The 15,004-nt window shown below is 73.9% G+C and carries 15 protein-coding genes; 3 read left to right on the forward strand and 12 right to left on the reverse strand.

Annotation, left to right across the window (positions count from 1 at the left end; genetic code table 11):
• Positions 1-15 precede the first annotated feature (15 nt).
• The 5 genes from ACQP1P_RS20495 to ACQP1P_RS20515 form a co-directional block, all read right to left on the reverse strand.
• Entirely contained in the window at positions 16-819 is an 804-nt protein-coding gene (locus ACQP1P_RS20495) for an ATP-binding protein (protein ID WP_433088396.1), read from the reverse strand.
• Between the two features lie 286 nt (positions 820-1,105).
• On the reverse strand, positions 1,106-1,582 hold the full coding sequence (locus ACQP1P_RS20500) for a nucleoside deaminase (protein WP_433088398.1): 477 nt from the start codon (positions 1,580-1,582) through the stop codon (positions 1,106-1,108).
• A gap of 54 nt (positions 1,583-1,636) precedes the next feature.
• Complete coding sequence (locus tag ACQP1P_RS20505) at positions 1,637-2,671, reverse strand: ABC transporter substrate-binding protein (RefSeq protein WP_433088400.1); 1,035 nt, start codon at positions 2,669-2,671, stop codon at positions 1,637-1,639.
• Entirely contained in the window at positions 2,664-3,464 is an 801-nt protein-coding gene (locus ACQP1P_RS20510; protein WP_433088402.1) for an ABC transporter permease, read from the reverse strand. Before ACQP1P_RS20510 ends, ACQP1P_RS20505 begins: the two co-directional genes overlap by 8 nt.
• Positions 3,457-4,254 (reverse strand): ABC transporter ATP-binding protein, encoded by a 798-nt coding sequence (locus ACQP1P_RS20515; protein ID WP_433088404.1) that lies wholly within the window; start codon positions 4,252-4,254, stop codon positions 3,457-3,459. The genes ACQP1P_RS20510 and ACQP1P_RS20515 overlap by 8 nt, the downstream gene beginning before the upstream one ends.
• A gap of 132 nt (positions 4,255-4,386) precedes the next feature.
• On the opposite strand from ACQP1P_RS20515, the gene ACQP1P_RS20520 reads away from it, so the two are divergent.
• Both ACQP1P_RS20520 and ACQP1P_RS20525 read left to right on the forward strand, forming a co-directional pair.
• Positions 4,387-5,964, forward strand: coding sequence for an ATP-binding protein (locus tag ACQP1P_RS20520; protein WP_433088406.1), 1,578 nt, complete (start codon positions 4,387-4,389; stop codon positions 5,962-5,964).
• A complete protein-coding gene (locus ACQP1P_RS20525; RefSeq protein ID WP_433088408.1) occupies positions 5,961-6,635 on the forward strand; it encodes a response regulator in 675 nt (224 codons plus the stop codon). The genes ACQP1P_RS20520 and ACQP1P_RS20525 overlap by 4 nt, the downstream gene beginning before the upstream one ends.
• Here the strand turns inward: ACQP1P_RS20525 and ACQP1P_RS20530 are convergent.
• Complete coding sequence (locus ACQP1P_RS20530; protein ID WP_433088410.1) at positions 6,619-7,365, reverse strand: class I SAM-dependent methyltransferase; 747 nt, start codon at positions 7,363-7,365, stop codon at positions 6,619-6,621. The two genes, ACQP1P_RS20525 and ACQP1P_RS20530, sit on opposite strands and share 17 nt — an antisense overlap.
• 91 nt (positions 7,366-7,456) lie before the next feature.
• Between ACQP1P_RS20530 and ACQP1P_RS20535 the strand changes: the two genes are divergently transcribed.
• Entirely contained in the window at positions 7,457-8,188 is a 732-nt protein-coding gene (locus ACQP1P_RS20535) for a hypothetical protein (RefSeq protein WP_433088412.1), read from the forward strand.
• A 6-nt stretch (positions 8,189-8,194) separates the two neighbouring features.
• On the opposite strand, the gene ACQP1P_RS20540 is transcribed toward ACQP1P_RS20535, so the two are convergent.
• From ACQP1P_RS20540 to ACQP1P_RS20565, 6 genes are read right to left on the reverse strand one after another with little or no spacing between them, the layout of a single operon-like run.
• On the reverse strand, positions 8,195-9,388 hold the full coding sequence (locus tag ACQP1P_RS20540) for a cytochrome P450 (protein ID WP_433088414.1): 1,194 nt from the start codon (positions 9,386-9,388) through the stop codon (positions 8,195-8,197).
• Positions 9,385-10,683, reverse strand: coding sequence for an FAD-dependent oxidoreductase (locus ACQP1P_RS20545; RefSeq protein ID WP_433088415.1), 1,299 nt, complete (start codon positions 10,681-10,683; stop codon positions 9,385-9,387). Before ACQP1P_RS20545 ends, ACQP1P_RS20540 begins: the two co-directional genes overlap by 4 nt.
• Positions 10,680-11,513, reverse strand: coding sequence for an aminoglycoside 6-adenylyltransferase (locus ACQP1P_RS20550; protein ID WP_433088416.1), 834 nt, complete (start codon positions 11,511-11,513; stop codon positions 10,680-10,682). The genes ACQP1P_RS20545 and ACQP1P_RS20550 overlap by 4 nt, the downstream gene beginning before the upstream one ends.
• On the reverse strand, positions 11,507-12,694 hold the full coding sequence (locus ACQP1P_RS20555; protein ID WP_433088418.1) for a cytochrome P450: 1,188 nt from the start codon (positions 12,692-12,694) through the stop codon (positions 11,507-11,509). The genes ACQP1P_RS20550 and ACQP1P_RS20555 overlap by 7 nt, the downstream gene beginning before the upstream one ends.
• Positions 12,687-13,937 carry a nucleotide disphospho-sugar-binding domain-containing protein gene (locus ACQP1P_RS20560; protein WP_433088420.1) on the reverse strand — a complete coding sequence of 417 codons (1,251 nt, stop codon included), beginning with the start codon at positions 13,935-13,937 and terminating at the stop codon, positions 12,687-12,689. Before ACQP1P_RS20560 ends, ACQP1P_RS20555 begins: the two co-directional genes overlap by 8 nt.
• The gene (locus ACQP1P_RS20565; RefSeq protein ID WP_433088422.1) at positions 13,934-14,911 is read right to left on the reverse strand and encodes an aminotransferase class I/II-fold pyridoxal phosphate-dependent enzyme; all 978 of its coding nucleotides are present in this window, start codon (positions 14,909-14,911) and stop codon (positions 13,934-13,936) included. Before ACQP1P_RS20565 ends, ACQP1P_RS20560 begins: the two co-directional genes overlap by 4 nt.
• Positions 14,912-15,004: the final 93 nt, after the last annotated feature.

Below are 15,004 nucleotides of genomic sequence, written 5' to 3' on the forward strand. Positions count from 1 at the left end.
CCGCGCGCCGGTGCCTCAGCCGCCGGCAGTGCCGGGGGCCGTGCGGGCGGTGCGAATCCGCTCCGGACCGGCCCGCAGCGTGGCCCAGACCACCTTGCCGTGCGCGGTGAGATGGCTGCCCCAGGCGGTGGCGGCGGCGGAGACGATCCGCAGCCCGTTGCCGCGCAGGGCCGGCATCGGGTCGGCGTGCTTCGGCCAGAGGCGCAGCTTGGGCAGCCTCGGCAGGTCGTCCTCCACGGCGATGTGCAGCAGCGCGGCGCCGCGGCGCGTCAGGGTCACGGTGAACGGGGAGCCCGCGTGCTCGACCGCGTTCGCCGCCAGCTCCGACACGATCAGCCGCGCCGGGAACAGCACCTGGGGCAGGCCCCAGGTGCGGCAGGCGTCCTCGACGACGCCGCGCGCCTTTGCCGCCGCCAGCAGGCTCGGCTGCAGCAGCAGGCGGGCCTGGCCGAACGGCGGGGTGTTGTCCACGAGGTGACGCAGCGCCGCGACCCGGTCGGCGTGGACCGGAATGCGCTGCGTCACACCGCTGTGGTGCAGCCGCAGGGCCTGCGTCTCCCGCGCGACGACCAGCAGCGGGACCGGGGGCTGATGCACGGCGCTCTGCTGCTCGGCCAGCAGGACCGACGCGACCAGTTCGTGCTCGGCGTCCACCAGGCCGGCCAGGTCGAGCATGAGGGCGCGCGGTTGCTGGGCGAGCGACTTGCGGACGGCCGCCATGAAATCGACCCGCAGCTGCCAGGTCCAACGACCTTTGGCGGCGATATCGATCACTGCCAGGTCGACATTCTCGCGCACGGTGATTGCTGTTTCCAGCATCTCGGCTTCCTGGTCGGTTGGCCGCCGGATTCCGCGGAATCCGATTGAATCGCTGCGCAGTATTCGCCGATTCGGGGGATAACGTCGAATAGCTGATGCAAACACGTTCCGTGGTCGATGTCAATGTCGCGGCCCGACCGTCTTTCCGGGTGGGCCGGCGCATGCGGTCCGGCCGCCGCCTGACCGACGATTTGGGCCGGATATTCATCGGGCCAAATGTCCGTTCGTTCAATTCATGAATCGTACGTCTGAACGACGGCCGACGGGTGACGCCGATGCGGTCCCGTCAGTTCCAGAAGCCCTCGTGGACGGCGGTGGCGCCGGGGAGCGGGACCGGGCCGTCGACCGTGATCGGGCGGCCACCGCGGGCGAAGACCTCGCGGCAGGGCAGGTCGAAGGGCGGTACACCCTCCTCCTGCGTGACCATCGTCGCCAGCTCGGCCTCGGAGAGGGCGAACACGACCCGGCCGATGCCCGACCAGTAGATGGCACCGGCGCACATCGCGCACGGCTCGGTGCTCGTGAACAGGGTGCTCGCGGCCAGCACGGCCCGCTCCAGCCGCCCGGCGAGCCGGACGAGGTTGGTCTCCGCGTGGCCGGTCGGGTCGGCGCCGGTGACGACGCTGTTGCGCGCCTCGAGCACCGTGCCGTCCGGCGTGACGAGCAGCGAGCCGAACGGGTGGTCGCCGCGCTCGCGGGCCTCCCACGCGAGGGCGACCGCCCGCTCGAGGTGGACCGTGTCGGCCGCCGAGATCCCGCTCATGCGAACCGACTCTACCCACCCCGGCGGGCGGCCGGTGACCGCGCGCCGCGGGGCCTATCCGGCGGCGACCTTCGAGACGAAGTCGGTCGTGTACGTCTTGGCGAGCTCGACGGTGTCCTTCTTGCCCTTCACGTTCGGCGAGAACTGGCTCAGCACCTCGAGCACGTTCTTGGCGCCCTCCGCCTTCATCGCGCCGTCGCCGTTGAACATGCCGATGCTGTCGGTCACCGCCTGCACGTACAGCTGCGGATTCCCGGCCGCGTACTCGGCCGGCATCTTCGCCGCGATCTCGTCCGGCTTGTGCGCCTTGATCCAGCGCAGGGTCTTCACGAACGCGTTGGCCAGCTTCTGTACCGCCTCCTGGTGCGCCTGGACCCACGCGCAGTCCATGTAGAGGGAGCTGGCCGGGTACAGGCCGCCGAGCGCCGCGCGGGTGCCCGCCTCGGTGCGCATGTCCAGCAGGATCTTGCCCTTGCCGGTGCTGGTCAGCTGGGCGGCGGTCGGATCGGTGGTCATGCCCGCGTCGATGCCGCCGTTGTCGATGGCCGCGATGAAGGTCTGCCCGGCCCCGGCCTTGACCGTCGTGTAGTCGCCGTTGCTCAGCCCGCCCTTCGTCGCCAGGTACTGCGTCAGGAAGTCGGTCGACGAGCCGGAGCTGGTGATGCCGAGCTTGCGGCCCTTGAAGTCGGCCGGGCTCTTGATCTGGTCGGCCTTGTTCGCGGCCACGATCTCGACCTCGCCGGGCACGTCGGCCAGCTGCACCACGCTGACGATGCACTTGCCCTTGGTCTGCAGGTCGATGGTGTGGTCGTAGAAGCCGACGACGCCCTGCACGTCGCCGGAGATGAGGACGTTCTCGGCGGTGGCGCCGGAGGGCTCGGTCAGCAGCTGCACGTCGAGCCCCTCGGCCTTGAAGTAGCCGAGCTGCTCGGTCAGCTTGGCCGGCAGGTAGATCACCTTGTCGATGCCGCCGACCATGATCTTCACCTGGGTCGGCGTCTGCGCCGGGCCCGTCTGGTCGGGTGCGGTGCCCCGGCAGCCGGCGAGGAGCAGGGCGGCACAGCAGACGGCCGCCGACAACTTACGCATGTGCGTCTCCTTGGGTGTGGGTTGGCGGGCGCCACCGCAGCAGCCGGCGCTCGAGCAGCGTCAGCAGCCACTCGGCGAGCAGGGCGATGACGGTGATGATGATCATTCCGGCGTAGATGCCGGCCGCGTCGAACGTGCCCTGGGCGTTGGCGATGAGCAGCCCGAGGCCCTTGTCGGCCCCGGCGTACTCGCCCACGACCGCGCCGATGAGCGCGAACCCGAACGCGGCGTGCAGGGAGGCGAAGATCCACGACATGGCGCTGGGCACCACGATCGAGGTGAGCAGCTGGACCCGGGAGGCGCCCAGGATGCGGGCGTTGTTCACGAGGTTGCGGTCGACCTCGCGGGCGCCCTGGAAGGCGTTGAAGAAGACCGCGAAGAACACGAGCACGACGGCGGTCGCGACCTTCGAGGTCAGGCCGAGGCCGAACCAGATGACGAACAGCGAGGCGAGCACGATCCGCGGTACGGCGTTGGCGGCCTTGATGAACGGGGCCGCGACGTCGGCGACGAACCGGGCCCGGCCGAGCAGGATGCCCAGCAGCACCCCGCCGACGGCGCCGATGACGAAGCCGAGCACCGTCTCCTCGAGCGTGATCGCGATCTGCGTCCACACCGAGCCGAACGCGGTGCCCTTGGTGAACCAGTCGCCGAGCCGCTCCCAGATGGCCGACGGCTTGGAGTAGAAGAACGGGTCGATCCAGTGGGTGGCGGCCAGCTCCCAGCTGGCGAGCCACAGGGCGACGACGGCGAGCCGGACCGCCCACATGACGACAGTTCGGCGCTCAGGCACGGCCGCTCGCCTCCGCCCGGGCGCGCTCGACCTCTTCGCGCAGGCTGTCCCAGATCTCGCGGTAGGTCTCGACGAAGGCGGGCGTCAGCCGGATCTCCTCGACGCGGCGCGGCCGGGGCAGCGGCACGTCGAAGATCCCCTTGACCGTCGCCGGGCTGGACGTCATGACGACGACCCGGTCGGCGAGCGAGATCGCCTCCTCGAGGTCGTGGGTGACGAACACGACCGCGGCGCCGGTGCCCTGCCACAGCCGCAGCAGCTCGTCCTGCATCAGCGCCCGCGTCTGGACGTCGAGCGCGCTGAACGGCTCGTCCATGAGCAGGATGCGCGGCTCGTTGACGAGCGTCTGGGCCAGCGCGACCCGTTTGCGCATCCCGCCCGAGAGTTGGTGTGGGTAGTACCGCGCGAACGCGGCGAGCCCGACCCGCTCGACCCAGACGGCGGCCCGGCCGCGGGCCTCGGCCTTGCCCACGCCGCGGTAGCGGGGGCCCGCGGCGACGTTGTCGATGACCGAGCGCCACGGCAGCACGGCGTCGGTCTGGAACATGTAGCCGACACCGTCGGGGATGCCGCGCACGGCGGCCCCGTCGACCTCGACCTCGCCGCTGGACGGCGGCTCCAGGCCGGAGACCAGCGACAGCGTCGTGGACTTGCCGCAGCCGGTCGGGCCGACGACCGCGACGAACTCGCCGGCCTCGACGGTGAACGTGAGATCCCGGACGGCGGTGTGGGGTGTGCCACCGGCGCCCGGGAAGCGCTTGGTGGCGTGGCGCAACGCGATTACGCTCATGACGGGCCACCGTAGGGATCACCGCGGCCGGCGCGAATCCTTGCAATCGTTGTGGCGGCAGGCCGCGTAAGCCGCGTATTGCGCGTTTTGCTCACGGGGCCGATCGGGCATCTCCGGCGGTACGCTCCCGTCATGTTTCGGCTGCGTTACGCCCCGTTCGCCCGGCAGGCCCTCGCCCTGCAGGCCGGCGTGCTGGTCGTCGTGGTGGGTGTCGGCTTCGCCCTCGTCGGCTGGCTCTTCGACGGGGAGCTGACCCAGCAGTACGGCACCCGCGCGCTCGCCGTCGCCCATACCCTCGCCGCCGACCCGGCGATCGCGGCCGCGGCCGCCGCCGACGACCCCGGGGGCGTGCTGCCCGCGCGGGCGGAGGCGGCGAAGGTCGCCAGCGGTGCCCTGTTCGTGGTCATCACCAACCGGCGGGGCATCCGCCTGGCCCACCCGAACCCCGACCGCATCCACGAGCCCGTGAGCACCGACCCGTCCGAGGTCCTGGCCGGGCACGACACCATCAACGTCGAGCAGGGCACGCTCGGGCTGTCGGCCCGCGGCAAGACCCCCCTGCGCGACGCCGCCGGGGCGATCGTCGGCGAGGTCAGCGTCGGCTTCCGCATCGAGGACGTCCGCGAGACGGTCGTGCGCGAGCTGGCGTTCGCCGCGCTCTTCGCCGGCGGCGCGCTGCTGCTCGGGTTCGTCGGCTCGGTGCTGCTGTCGCGGCGGCTCAAGCGGCTCACCCTCGGCCTCGAGCCGCACGAGCTCGCCGAGCTGGTGCAGGAGCGGGAGGCGGTGCTGCACGGCATCAGCGAGGGGGTCGTGGCCGTGGACAGCGACGGGCGCGTGTCGGTCTGCAACGGCGAGGCGGTACGGCTCCTCGGCGACCCGGAGGGCGGCCTGGACCTGCCACCGGCGCTGCGGGAAGCACTCGATCGGCGCCTGCCGGTCGACAACGTCATCACCGTCGCCAACGACCGGGTGCTCGTCGCGAACTATCGCGCGGTGCGCCGCGACGACCGCGACCTCGGCGGGGTGCTCACCCTGCGGGACCGGACCGACCTGGAGAACATCACGCGGGAGCTGGAGAGCGTGCGCACGCTGAGCACCGCGCTGCGGGCCCAGCGCCACGAGTTCGCGAACCGGCTGCACGTACTGTCCGGACTGCTGCAGAACGGGCACAGCGGGGAGGCGCTGGAGTTCCTGCACGCCGTCTCCGACACCGCCGCCCCCGCGGCCGGGCACACCGTCGACGACCCCTACCTGCAGGCCTTCATCGACGCCAAGAGCGCCGAGGCGGCCGAGAAGGACGTGCGGCTCGCGCTGGCCGACACGAGCTGGGTCGGCACCCGGGTCACCGCGCCGGTCGAGGTCACCACCGTGCTCGGCATCCTCGTCGACAACGCCCTCGAGGCCGCCCGGCGCGGCGCCCGCCGCCCCGCCTGGGTCGACGTGGCCCTGCTGGAGGACGGCACGACGCTGCACATCTCGGTCGTCGACTCCGGCGACGGCGTCCCACCCGGCCTCGCCGGGCGTATCTTCGACTCCGGGGTCTCCACCAACGGCGAGGACGGCCGCGGCATCGGCCTGGCCCTCGCCCGGCAGGCGGCCCGGCGCCTCGGCGGCGACGTGCGCCTGGCCGGCGCCGTGCACGACGACCACGGCGCCGTGTTCGAGGCGCGGCTGCCCGCGGCCCTGCAGCCGGCGGGGAGGCCGGCGTGACGATCCGGGTCCTCGTGGTCGAGGACGACTTCCGCGTCGCCCGGGTGCACGTCGACTTCGCCCACCGCGTCGACGGCTTCGCGGTCACGGCGACCGCGCGGACCGCGGCCGAGGCCCGCAGCGTGCTGGCCGCGAGGCCGATCGATCTCGTGCTGCTCGACGTGTACCTGCCCGACGAGTCCGGCCTCGACCTGCTCGGCGAGCTGACCGCCGACGCCATCATGCTCACCGCCGCGTCGGACGGCGCCACGGTGCGGGCCGCCTACGCCCGGGGCGCGCTGAACTACCTCGTGAAGCCGTTCACCGCCGAGCAGCTGGCCGACCGGCTCACGGCGTACCGGCACTACCGCGCGCTGGTGGCCGCCGAGCGCCCGCTGACCCAGGCCGAGATCGACCGCTGCTGGCGGGTGCTGCACGACGGCGACCGCCCGGCCGCGCCCAAGGGCCAGTCCGCGGTCACCGTCCGGCTGGTGAGCGAGGCCCTGCGCGGCGCGGCCCGGCCGCGCACCGCCGCCGAGGTGGCCGACGAGCTCGGCATCTCCCGCGCCACCGCCCAGCGCTACCTGGCCGCCCTGGCCCGCGACGGCATCGCCGAGGTCCAGCTCCGCTACGGCGTCACCGGCCGCCCGGAGCACCAGTACCGCTGGGCCTCGGTCACGTCGAGCAGATGAGCGCGAAGGCGTTCGGGAGCCGGCCCCGGAACGCGGCGGCGTCGAGGCCGCCCGCGCGCCAGAACGGCTCGGCGTACTCGGACAGGTGCCGCACGGTCAGCCCCGCGCCGACGGCGGCGGTGACGATCTCGCCGAGCGTCCACAGCCAGACCGTCGCACCCTCGCCCGGGAAGGTGTCGCTGACGTAGGTGCGCTCGAAGTAGCCGCGGTTCGCCCGGATCCGGGGCTCGTCGACGTCCCAGGTCCACAGCGGATGCGCCGGGTGCTCCTCGTAGACGAACAGATGCCCGGAGGGCCGCAGCAGCCGCGCCGCGTCGCGGGCCCATGCCTCGATGTCGGGCTGCCAGATGAGGGCACCCTTGCCCGTATAGACGAGGTCGGCGCAGCCGCTTCGCAGCGGTGCTCGCGGCACGGCCGCGACCACGTACGCGCACGGCAGCCCGAGCGCGTCAGCCCGCCGCTGCGCCGCGCCGGCCGTGGTCTCGCTGTAGTCGACGCCGACCACGCGGCGCGCGCCGCCCTGGACCAGGGCGATGTCGTCGAGGCCGTGGCCGCTCTGCAGGTGCACGACGTCGGGGGAGTCCCGCAGCAGCGGCGCGAGGAGCGCGGCCTCGGCCGGGAACAGCGACGAGCCGGCGCGGGCCTGCCGCAGCAGGTCGTCGTGCTCGTCGACGTACTTGCGCGCGGCCTTCTCCCAGATCGCCCGGTTCGCCCGTGTCAGCGCATCCATGTGCTGCAACGGAGCACCTCCTCGCCTCAACGCTGTGGAACAGAGAGCACCGCCGCTGGTAGCCGATGCACGGGTGTGGGAGTGTTCGACCATGACCAAGGTCCTCCGGTTGCTCGGGTATTGGGACGGCCGGACGGCGCCGGAGGGGCTGCCCGACGTCTGCGGCTTCGTGTCCGCCGCTGACCCTGCCACACACCACGCCGTCGCCGCGTACCTGCGATCGGGCACGGCGTTCGCCGTCGCGGCCGGCGTGTCCGTGTGCCGGCTCTGCGGCGCGGCGAACGGCAGCGCGGAGCTGACCGACGGTGAGCACTTCGTGTGGCCCGAGGGCCTGGCCCACTACGTCGAGGCGCACGGCGTCCGGCTGCCGGACGAGGTCGTCGCCGTCGCCGGGCACGGCGTGGCGCCCGGCGTCGAGCTGGAGTGGTTCACGCCCGCGCTCCTGGAGACCGGCGAGGTGACCGTCGACACGCAGTGGTGGTCCCGCCAGGCCGGTCCGGGCTCCGCCGGCCGCGCGGTCAGGCACCTGCTCGGCTGCGCGCGCAACCCGATGCTGGCGAGCTGGGAGCTGCCCACCAGAGCCGCCGTCTACGTCGACCGGGTGCCGCGGCCGGCGGTGGCGACGCTGGCCAGGCTCCGGCGACTGCTCGGCACCGCGTGGCCGTTCGCGGACCTGCGCGACCTGCTCGGCACCCAGCCGTTCCTCGCCGCCGACGGCAACCCCGCCGAGCTGTACCGTGCCCTCACCACGGCCGCGGACCTGCGGCCGTACCTGTTCTACGACACCGGGGACGGCCTCAGGCCGATCTGGTCCGGCGGCTGATCGCCGTCACCAGGTGACCGGGAACGCCGCCATCCCCGCGTTGAAGCGCTCGTTGCGCCACGCGATCTCCGTCACCGGCACCGCCGGCGCCAGCCCCGGGAACCGGCTCAGCAGCGACCCGATCGCCACCTCGATCTCCATGCGCCCGAGCGCCCCGCCCAGGCAGAAGTGCGCCCCGTACCCCTGCGACAGATGCGGATTCGGCGAGCGCCCGATGTCGAACACGTCCGGCTCGGCGAACTGCCGCGGGTCGCGGTTCGCCGCCGCGGGCAGGGCCATCACGCAGTCGCCCGCGCGGATGCGCACGCCGGCCAGCGAGACGTCCTCGAGCGCCGTCTGCACCCGGAACATGTTGCTGTGCACCGAGTACCGCAGCATCTCCTCGACCGCGCCCGGCAGCCGCGACGGGTCCGCGCGCAACGATGCCAGCTGGTCCGGGTGCTCGAACAGGGTGCGCAGCCCGGAGGCGATCGCGTTGATCTCGCGGCCGCCGCGCAGGACCGTCGCGGCGAGGTCGGCGATCTCCGGGTCGGTGAGCGGGGTCGCGAGCCACGCCGACACGAGGTCGTCTCCGGGATCGGCGCGCCTCGCGGCCACCAGGTCCATGCAGTACCGGTCCAGGGCCGCCTGGGCGGCGCGCCCGGCGGGGGAGTCGAACGCGGTCACGGACAGGATCGCCGAGGCCCACTCGCCGAAGCGGGTCTCGTCCGCCGCGGGCACGCCGAGCAGCTCGCAGATCACGAGCACGGGCAGCGGCTTCACCAGCGCCGTCATGAGGTCGGCCGGCCGGCCCCGCGCGACCATCGCGTCCAGGAGCCGGTCGGTCAGCGACTGGACCCGCGGCCGATAGCCCTCCACGGTTCGCGGCGCGAAGGCGCGGGCGGCCACGCGGCGCAGGGAGGCGTGGTCCGGCCCGTCGCTGCGCAGCGTGCGGCTCCCCGGCGGGTGCCCTGACGGATGCCCTGACGGATGCCCCGACGGGTGCCCGCTCGGGCCGGCGGCGACGGTCCCGGACGGCCCGTTGCCGAAGCGGGCGAACCGCGGATCGGCCAGCACCGTGCACACCTGCTCGTAGCCGAGCACCAGCCAGCACGGGCGCCCGTCGGGGAGCCGCACGAGGCTGACCGGCTCGTCCACGACCATGCGCAGCACCTCGTCGGACAGCCGGCCCTGGAACGGCTCGAACGGATAGTCCCTCATCGCGTGCGCAGTACCTTTGCGATCATCGCGGGGCTGGTCAGCGCCGCCGGGTCCAGGATCAGGTGCTGGACCGAGGTGAACACCCGCCGGACGTCCGGGTTGCGCATCGACGCGAGCTGCAGCCGCCGGGCGTAGGCGTTGAGCAGCCCGACCCCGAGCGGCCGGGCGCCCTCGGTCTGCGGGTAGGCGAAGTCGCCGCCGGAGGCGAACCGCCACGGCGTCGCGACGATCCGCGCCGCCCGCCGGAAGTAGTCGAGGCTCAGCGCCGCCGTCACCGCGGTGTGGCGCTCCAGCAGCTCGCCGAGCGCGACCGCCTCGACGGCCGCGCAGGTCATCCCCTGGCCGTAGATCGGGTTGAAGCTGCACACGGCGTCGCCGAGCGCGAGATAGCCGGCCGGGACGCCGCGCAGCCGCTCGAAGTGGCGGCGCCGGCTGACCGGGAGCGTGCACACGGTGAGGTCGCTGAGGGCCTCGCCGTGCGCCACGAGGCTCGCGAGGCCGGGGTGCGGCAGGGCGGCGGCGTGCGCGGCGAACGCCGCCTCGTCGCGCGGGAAGGCGTTGTGCCAGCCGCCCAGCGACACCACCCAGCGGTCGCCCTCGACGGGCAGGGCCAGCCCGGCCCGCAGCTGCGCGGGCGGGTCGGGCAGGGTGAACGCGGCCCGTGCCGCGCCGAGGTCGCCGGGGCGGCGGCGGTACAGCCGGGTCGCGTAACCGACGCCGATCTTCATCTCGGTGACGCGGGGCACCGGGTGGCCCAGGTCCCGCAGCCACTGCTGGGACCGGCCGCCGCGGCCGCTGCAGTCGGCCACGAGGTCCGCGGCGAGCACCGTGTCGTCGTCGAGCCGGACTCCGGTGACCCGCTCGCCGTCGCCGACGAGGGCCGACACGGCGACCCCGGTGCGCAGCTCGACGCCGGCGAGCGCCCGGACCCGGCGCCGCACGGCGCGTTCGAGCAGGGGCCGGCTCGCGGTCACCAGCCGCAGCTCGGTGCGCACCCGCGGCCAGATCGCGCCGAAGCGGGAGAAGGCCAGGCCCAGGCCGGGATCGAACTCGGCCGCGCCGGCCGCCACGAGCTCGGCCATGAGGCCGGGGAAGAGCGCGTCCAGGGCGCGCTGCCCGGCGACCAGCAGCACGTGCCCGTGCCCGCCCTGCGGGACGCCCCGGCGGGGTTCGGTGTCGTCGGCGAGCTCGTCGCGCTCGATGACGACGACGCGCTCGAAGTGCCCGGCGAGCACGCGGGCCGCGGCCAGTCCGGCCAGGCTGCCCCCGATGACGACGGCGCTCGCGGGCCTCATGCCAGCCCCTCGGCGTGGGCGCGGAGCAGCCGGTCGCGCTGCGTGGGGTACTCGAATCCGGCCGCCGCGGCCACCTCGCCGGCGGCCCGGTCGAAGACCTCGACCGATGCCCGGAACGCGCGCAGGGCGTCGGCGCCGTCGAACCGGCCGAACACGCCGTGCACCGCCGCCCACAGCTGCGGCGGCAGCCAGCCCGGCATGCCCCGGCCGAGCCCGTGGCCGTCGACCCGATGCCCGCCGACCGTGATCGCGTGCCACTCCAACAGGCGCAGCAGCCAGGTCTTCGCCCTCCAGTCGCGGGACTTGACCGCCCACAGCTCGCCGCGGGCCACGTACTTCGGCACCCGCAGCACCTCGACCCAGAACCCGTCGGCGAGCCGCCGGAACTCGTCGTGGGTGAGCGGCCCCGGCTCGGGCATCGCCCCGCTCGGCGCGGGCAGCCCCCGGGTCATGCCGTCGCGGTCCAGCAGCACCCGGTAGCCGCGCTCCCAGACGCGGCTGAGCCGCCCGGCCGCGACCATGCCGCCGATCCGGCCGGGGTCGACGATGCTGAGGTCCACGGCGAGCCCGCCCGCGTAGACCAGGCTCCACACCGGCAGGGGGTCGAGCGGGTGCGCGGCCCACACCTCGCCGAAGTCGCGCCACCACGCCCCGGCGAGCAGCTCGGGCGTCACGTCGGCGAAGGTCAGCTCGATGTCCACATCGGACTGGTCGTCCACGCGCGCGTCCGGCTGGGCGAGCGAGCCGAAGAGCACGACCGCGCGCACCTCCTCGCGCGCCCGGCACCAGCCGAGGACGCGCCCGATCAGCTCCTCCCGCGGGCTCACCATGTCAGCGGCAGCGCCTGGACCTGGCGCACCACCAGGCCCTCGACGAGCTTCACCTCGGACTCGGGGATCGCCATCCGGACCTCCGGCATCCAGCGCACGATCCCGGCCAGGGACTCTTGCAGCTCCATTCTTGCCAGGTGTACCCCGATGCAGTGGTGAATCCCGATGCCGAACCCGAGGTGCGGGTTGCTGGCCCGGTCCACGTCCATCCGGTGCGGATCGGCGAACACCTCGGGGTCGCGGTTGGCGACCATGAAGGCGAGCAGCACCACGCCGCCGGCCGGGATCGTCACCCCGCTGAGCTCCACGTCCTGCTTGGCGACCCGCGGCAGCATCACCCCCGTGACGCCGATCTGCATGTAGCGCGACAACTCCTCGACCGTCTTCGGGATGTCCTGCGGGTTCGCGACGACGCGGTCCCAGAGGTCGCGGAAGTGCATGAGCGCCATGAGGAACAGGTTGATCTGGTTCGTCGTGGTCTCGTGGCCGCCGATGAGCAGGCCGATGCAGACCATGAGCATCTCGCGCTCGGTGAGGTGCCCGTGCACCTCCTGCGCGATGATCAGCTCGCTGATCAGGTCGTCGCCGGGCTTCGAGCGCCGCGAGTCGATCAGGCCGGCGAACCCGTCGACCGCGGCCTTCGTCCGGGCCGGGTCGCGGTTCCAGTCGCCGACCATGATGTCGGACCACTCCTTGCACTTGCCGCGGTCCTCCACGGCGATGCCCAGCAGCTCGCTGATCACCCAGATCGGGATCGGCGTCGAGAAGTTCGCGACGAGGTCCACCGGGCGCGGCATCGTCATCATGCGCGAGAGCAGCTCGTCGACCATCGCCCGGACCGCGGGCCGGATGCGCTCGACCCGCCGCGGCGTGAACGCGTGCGCGACGAGGCGGCGCATCCGCGTGTGCTTCGGCGGGTCCATGCCCATCAGCGACTCGGTCTCCAGCCCGCCCAGCTCCGCGACGGGCGTCCGTGAGGCCTTGTTGATCTCGCGGCTGAACCGCTGGTAGTCGGTGAGCACCGTGTGCACGTCGGCGTAGCGCGACACGAGCCACGCCGGCGTGCCGTCGGCCATCCGCATCTGCACCACCGGCCGGTCGCGCTGCAGCTCGACGAGCTCGGGGAGCGGCTGGTAGAGCGAGGGCGGTTCGGGCAGGGGGAACGGGATCGGTTCAATCATGGGCCCTCTCCAGGTGTCGTACCGGTGCTGTGCCGGCCAGCCGCGTCAGGTGCCCGGCGACCTCGGCCGGCGCGGGACGGGCGTCGTTGCGCCGCCGCAGCCGCGTGGCCGCCGCCCGCCGGAGGGGGTCGCCGATCAGCCCGGCCACCGCGTCCCTGATCGCGTCGGGCCGGGCGCGTTCGGCCGGGAGCGCGGCTCCCACGCCGGCGGCGACGACCCGCTCCGCGTTGAAGTGCTGATCGCCCACGCGCGGCAGGACGAGCTGCGGCACCCCGCACGCGACGGCGGTCATCGTGGTGCCGGCCCCGCCCTGGTGCACCACCGCCGCACAGGTCGGCAGGAGCAGGTGGTGGGCGAGGCCCGGCGCCGCCCGCACGTTCGGCGGCAGGACCTGGCCCGGCTCCGGCTCGACGGTCAGCACGAACTCGGCGTCCAGGTCGGCCAGCGCGGCGACGGTGGTGCGCAGGTCGAACGCGGCGAACCCGAGCCGCGGCATCAGGGTCCCGTGGGAGAGCGCGACGCGCGGCCGGTCGCCGGGCTCCCGCAGCCACCGGGGGAGCACCGCGGCGCCGTTGTAGGGCACGAACCGGACCGGCCGGTGCGGCCCGGCGAGCGGCACCTGCAGCGGCGGCGGGCACGGGTCCAGGGTGAGCGTGCCGGTGAGCGGGACCTCGGGCGGCGCGACGCCGTAGGGCTCGGCGAGCGGGCCGAGCACGGCGTCGCGGTCGATGGGCAGCGCGAAGTCCGGCCCCCACAGCACGCGCACGGACGGCACGCCCAGCGCGGCGGCGGCCACCGCGGCCCCGAGGTTGTTCTGCTCGTGCAGCACGAGGCCGGGGCGGAACCAGCGGCCGAAGGCGACGAGGTCGGGCAGCATGGTCGCGGCGTAGGTGTGGGCGACCCCGCCGACGGTGACCGAGCGGGGCAGCGAGCCGCCCGCCGCGCCGGCGGACCCACTGCCGGGCCCACTGCCGGGCCCACTGCCGGGCCCACTGCCGGGCCCACTGCCGGGCCCGCAGCCGCGGTCGTCGTGGATGCGCGCGATCTGGCCCGTGGCCACGGTCGCGAAGTCGAGCCGCGCGCCGACCGGCACCGCCGCCAGCCCGACGCCGGTGACGGCCTCGGTGAGGTCGGCCGGGCAGGCCACCCGCACGTCGTGACCCGCCGCCCGCAGCGCCCACGCGTGCGGCACGAGGTGGTTGAGGTGCGAGCGCCAGCCCCAGGTGACGACGAGGATCCTCATCCGGCCCTCGCCACGGCGAGCAGGCGTTCGTTGCCGGCCTCGTCGCCGACCGTGACCCGCACACCGACCTCCGGGAAGGCCCGCACGAGGATGCCGGCGTCCGCGCAGCGCCGCGCGAAGGCGTCGCTGCCGGTGCCGAGCGGCAGCCAGAGGAAGTTGGTCTGCGACGGGGCGACCGGGAGCCCGGCCGCGGCGAGCGCGGCGGCCAGCCGGTCGCGCACCCCCACGAGCCGCGCGCAGCGGCGGGCGCACTCGTCGAGCACACCGGGCTCGAGGCAGGCGAGCGCCGCGACCTGCGCGAGCCCGCCGGGGTAGAACAGCACGCCCGCCATCCGGGCCGGCCCGGCGATCCGGGGCGGGACCACGGCGTACCCGACCCGCAGGGCGGCCAGGCCGTGTGCCTTGGAGAAGGTGCGCACGACGCAGACGTTGTCGTGCTCCCGGTGCAGGGCCAGGCCGTCGGCGTAGTCCCCGGCGGTCACGTACTCCCGGTAGGCCTCGTCGATGATCACGACGACGTCGTCCGGGATCCGGGCCAGGAAGGCGGTGATCTCGGCGTGGCTGAGCGCGGCGCCGGTCGGGTTGTTCGGGTTGCACAGCAGCACGCACCGGGTCCGCCCGGTGACCGCGGCGGCCATCGCGTCGAGGTCGTGGGTGAGCCCGTCCAGCGGCACCGCCACGGATCGGTTGCGGAGGTTGGCGGCCATCAGCGGGTAGCCCTCGAACGACAGCGCCGGGTGGACGATCTCGTCGCGGCCGGGGTCGAGCGCCTGGATCAGCAGCTGGGTGAGCCCGGCGGACCCGGGCCCCAGCACGAGTCCGCCGTCCGGCACGTCGAGGTGCTTCGCCAGCGCCGCGACCAGCTCGGCGGAGCGGAAGTCGGGGTAGCGCTGCAGCCGGGCCGCGGCCTCCCGCACCGCGTCGAGCACGGCCGGCACCGGCGGGAACGGAGACTCGTTCATCGACAGGTCCACGGGTCGCCCCTCTCCTTGCGGCCGGGGCCACCGGCAAGGTATTGATGATGGTCAAACTGTTCGCCGGGTGGCCGGTCCAGGTCCCGGCGGCCC

It is taken from the genome of Dactylosporangium sp. CA-052675, from assembly GCF_050947935.1.
In the GTDB taxonomy this organism is placed as follows: Bacteria; Actinomycetota; Actinomycetes; order Mycobacteriales; family Micromonosporaceae; genus Dactylosporangium.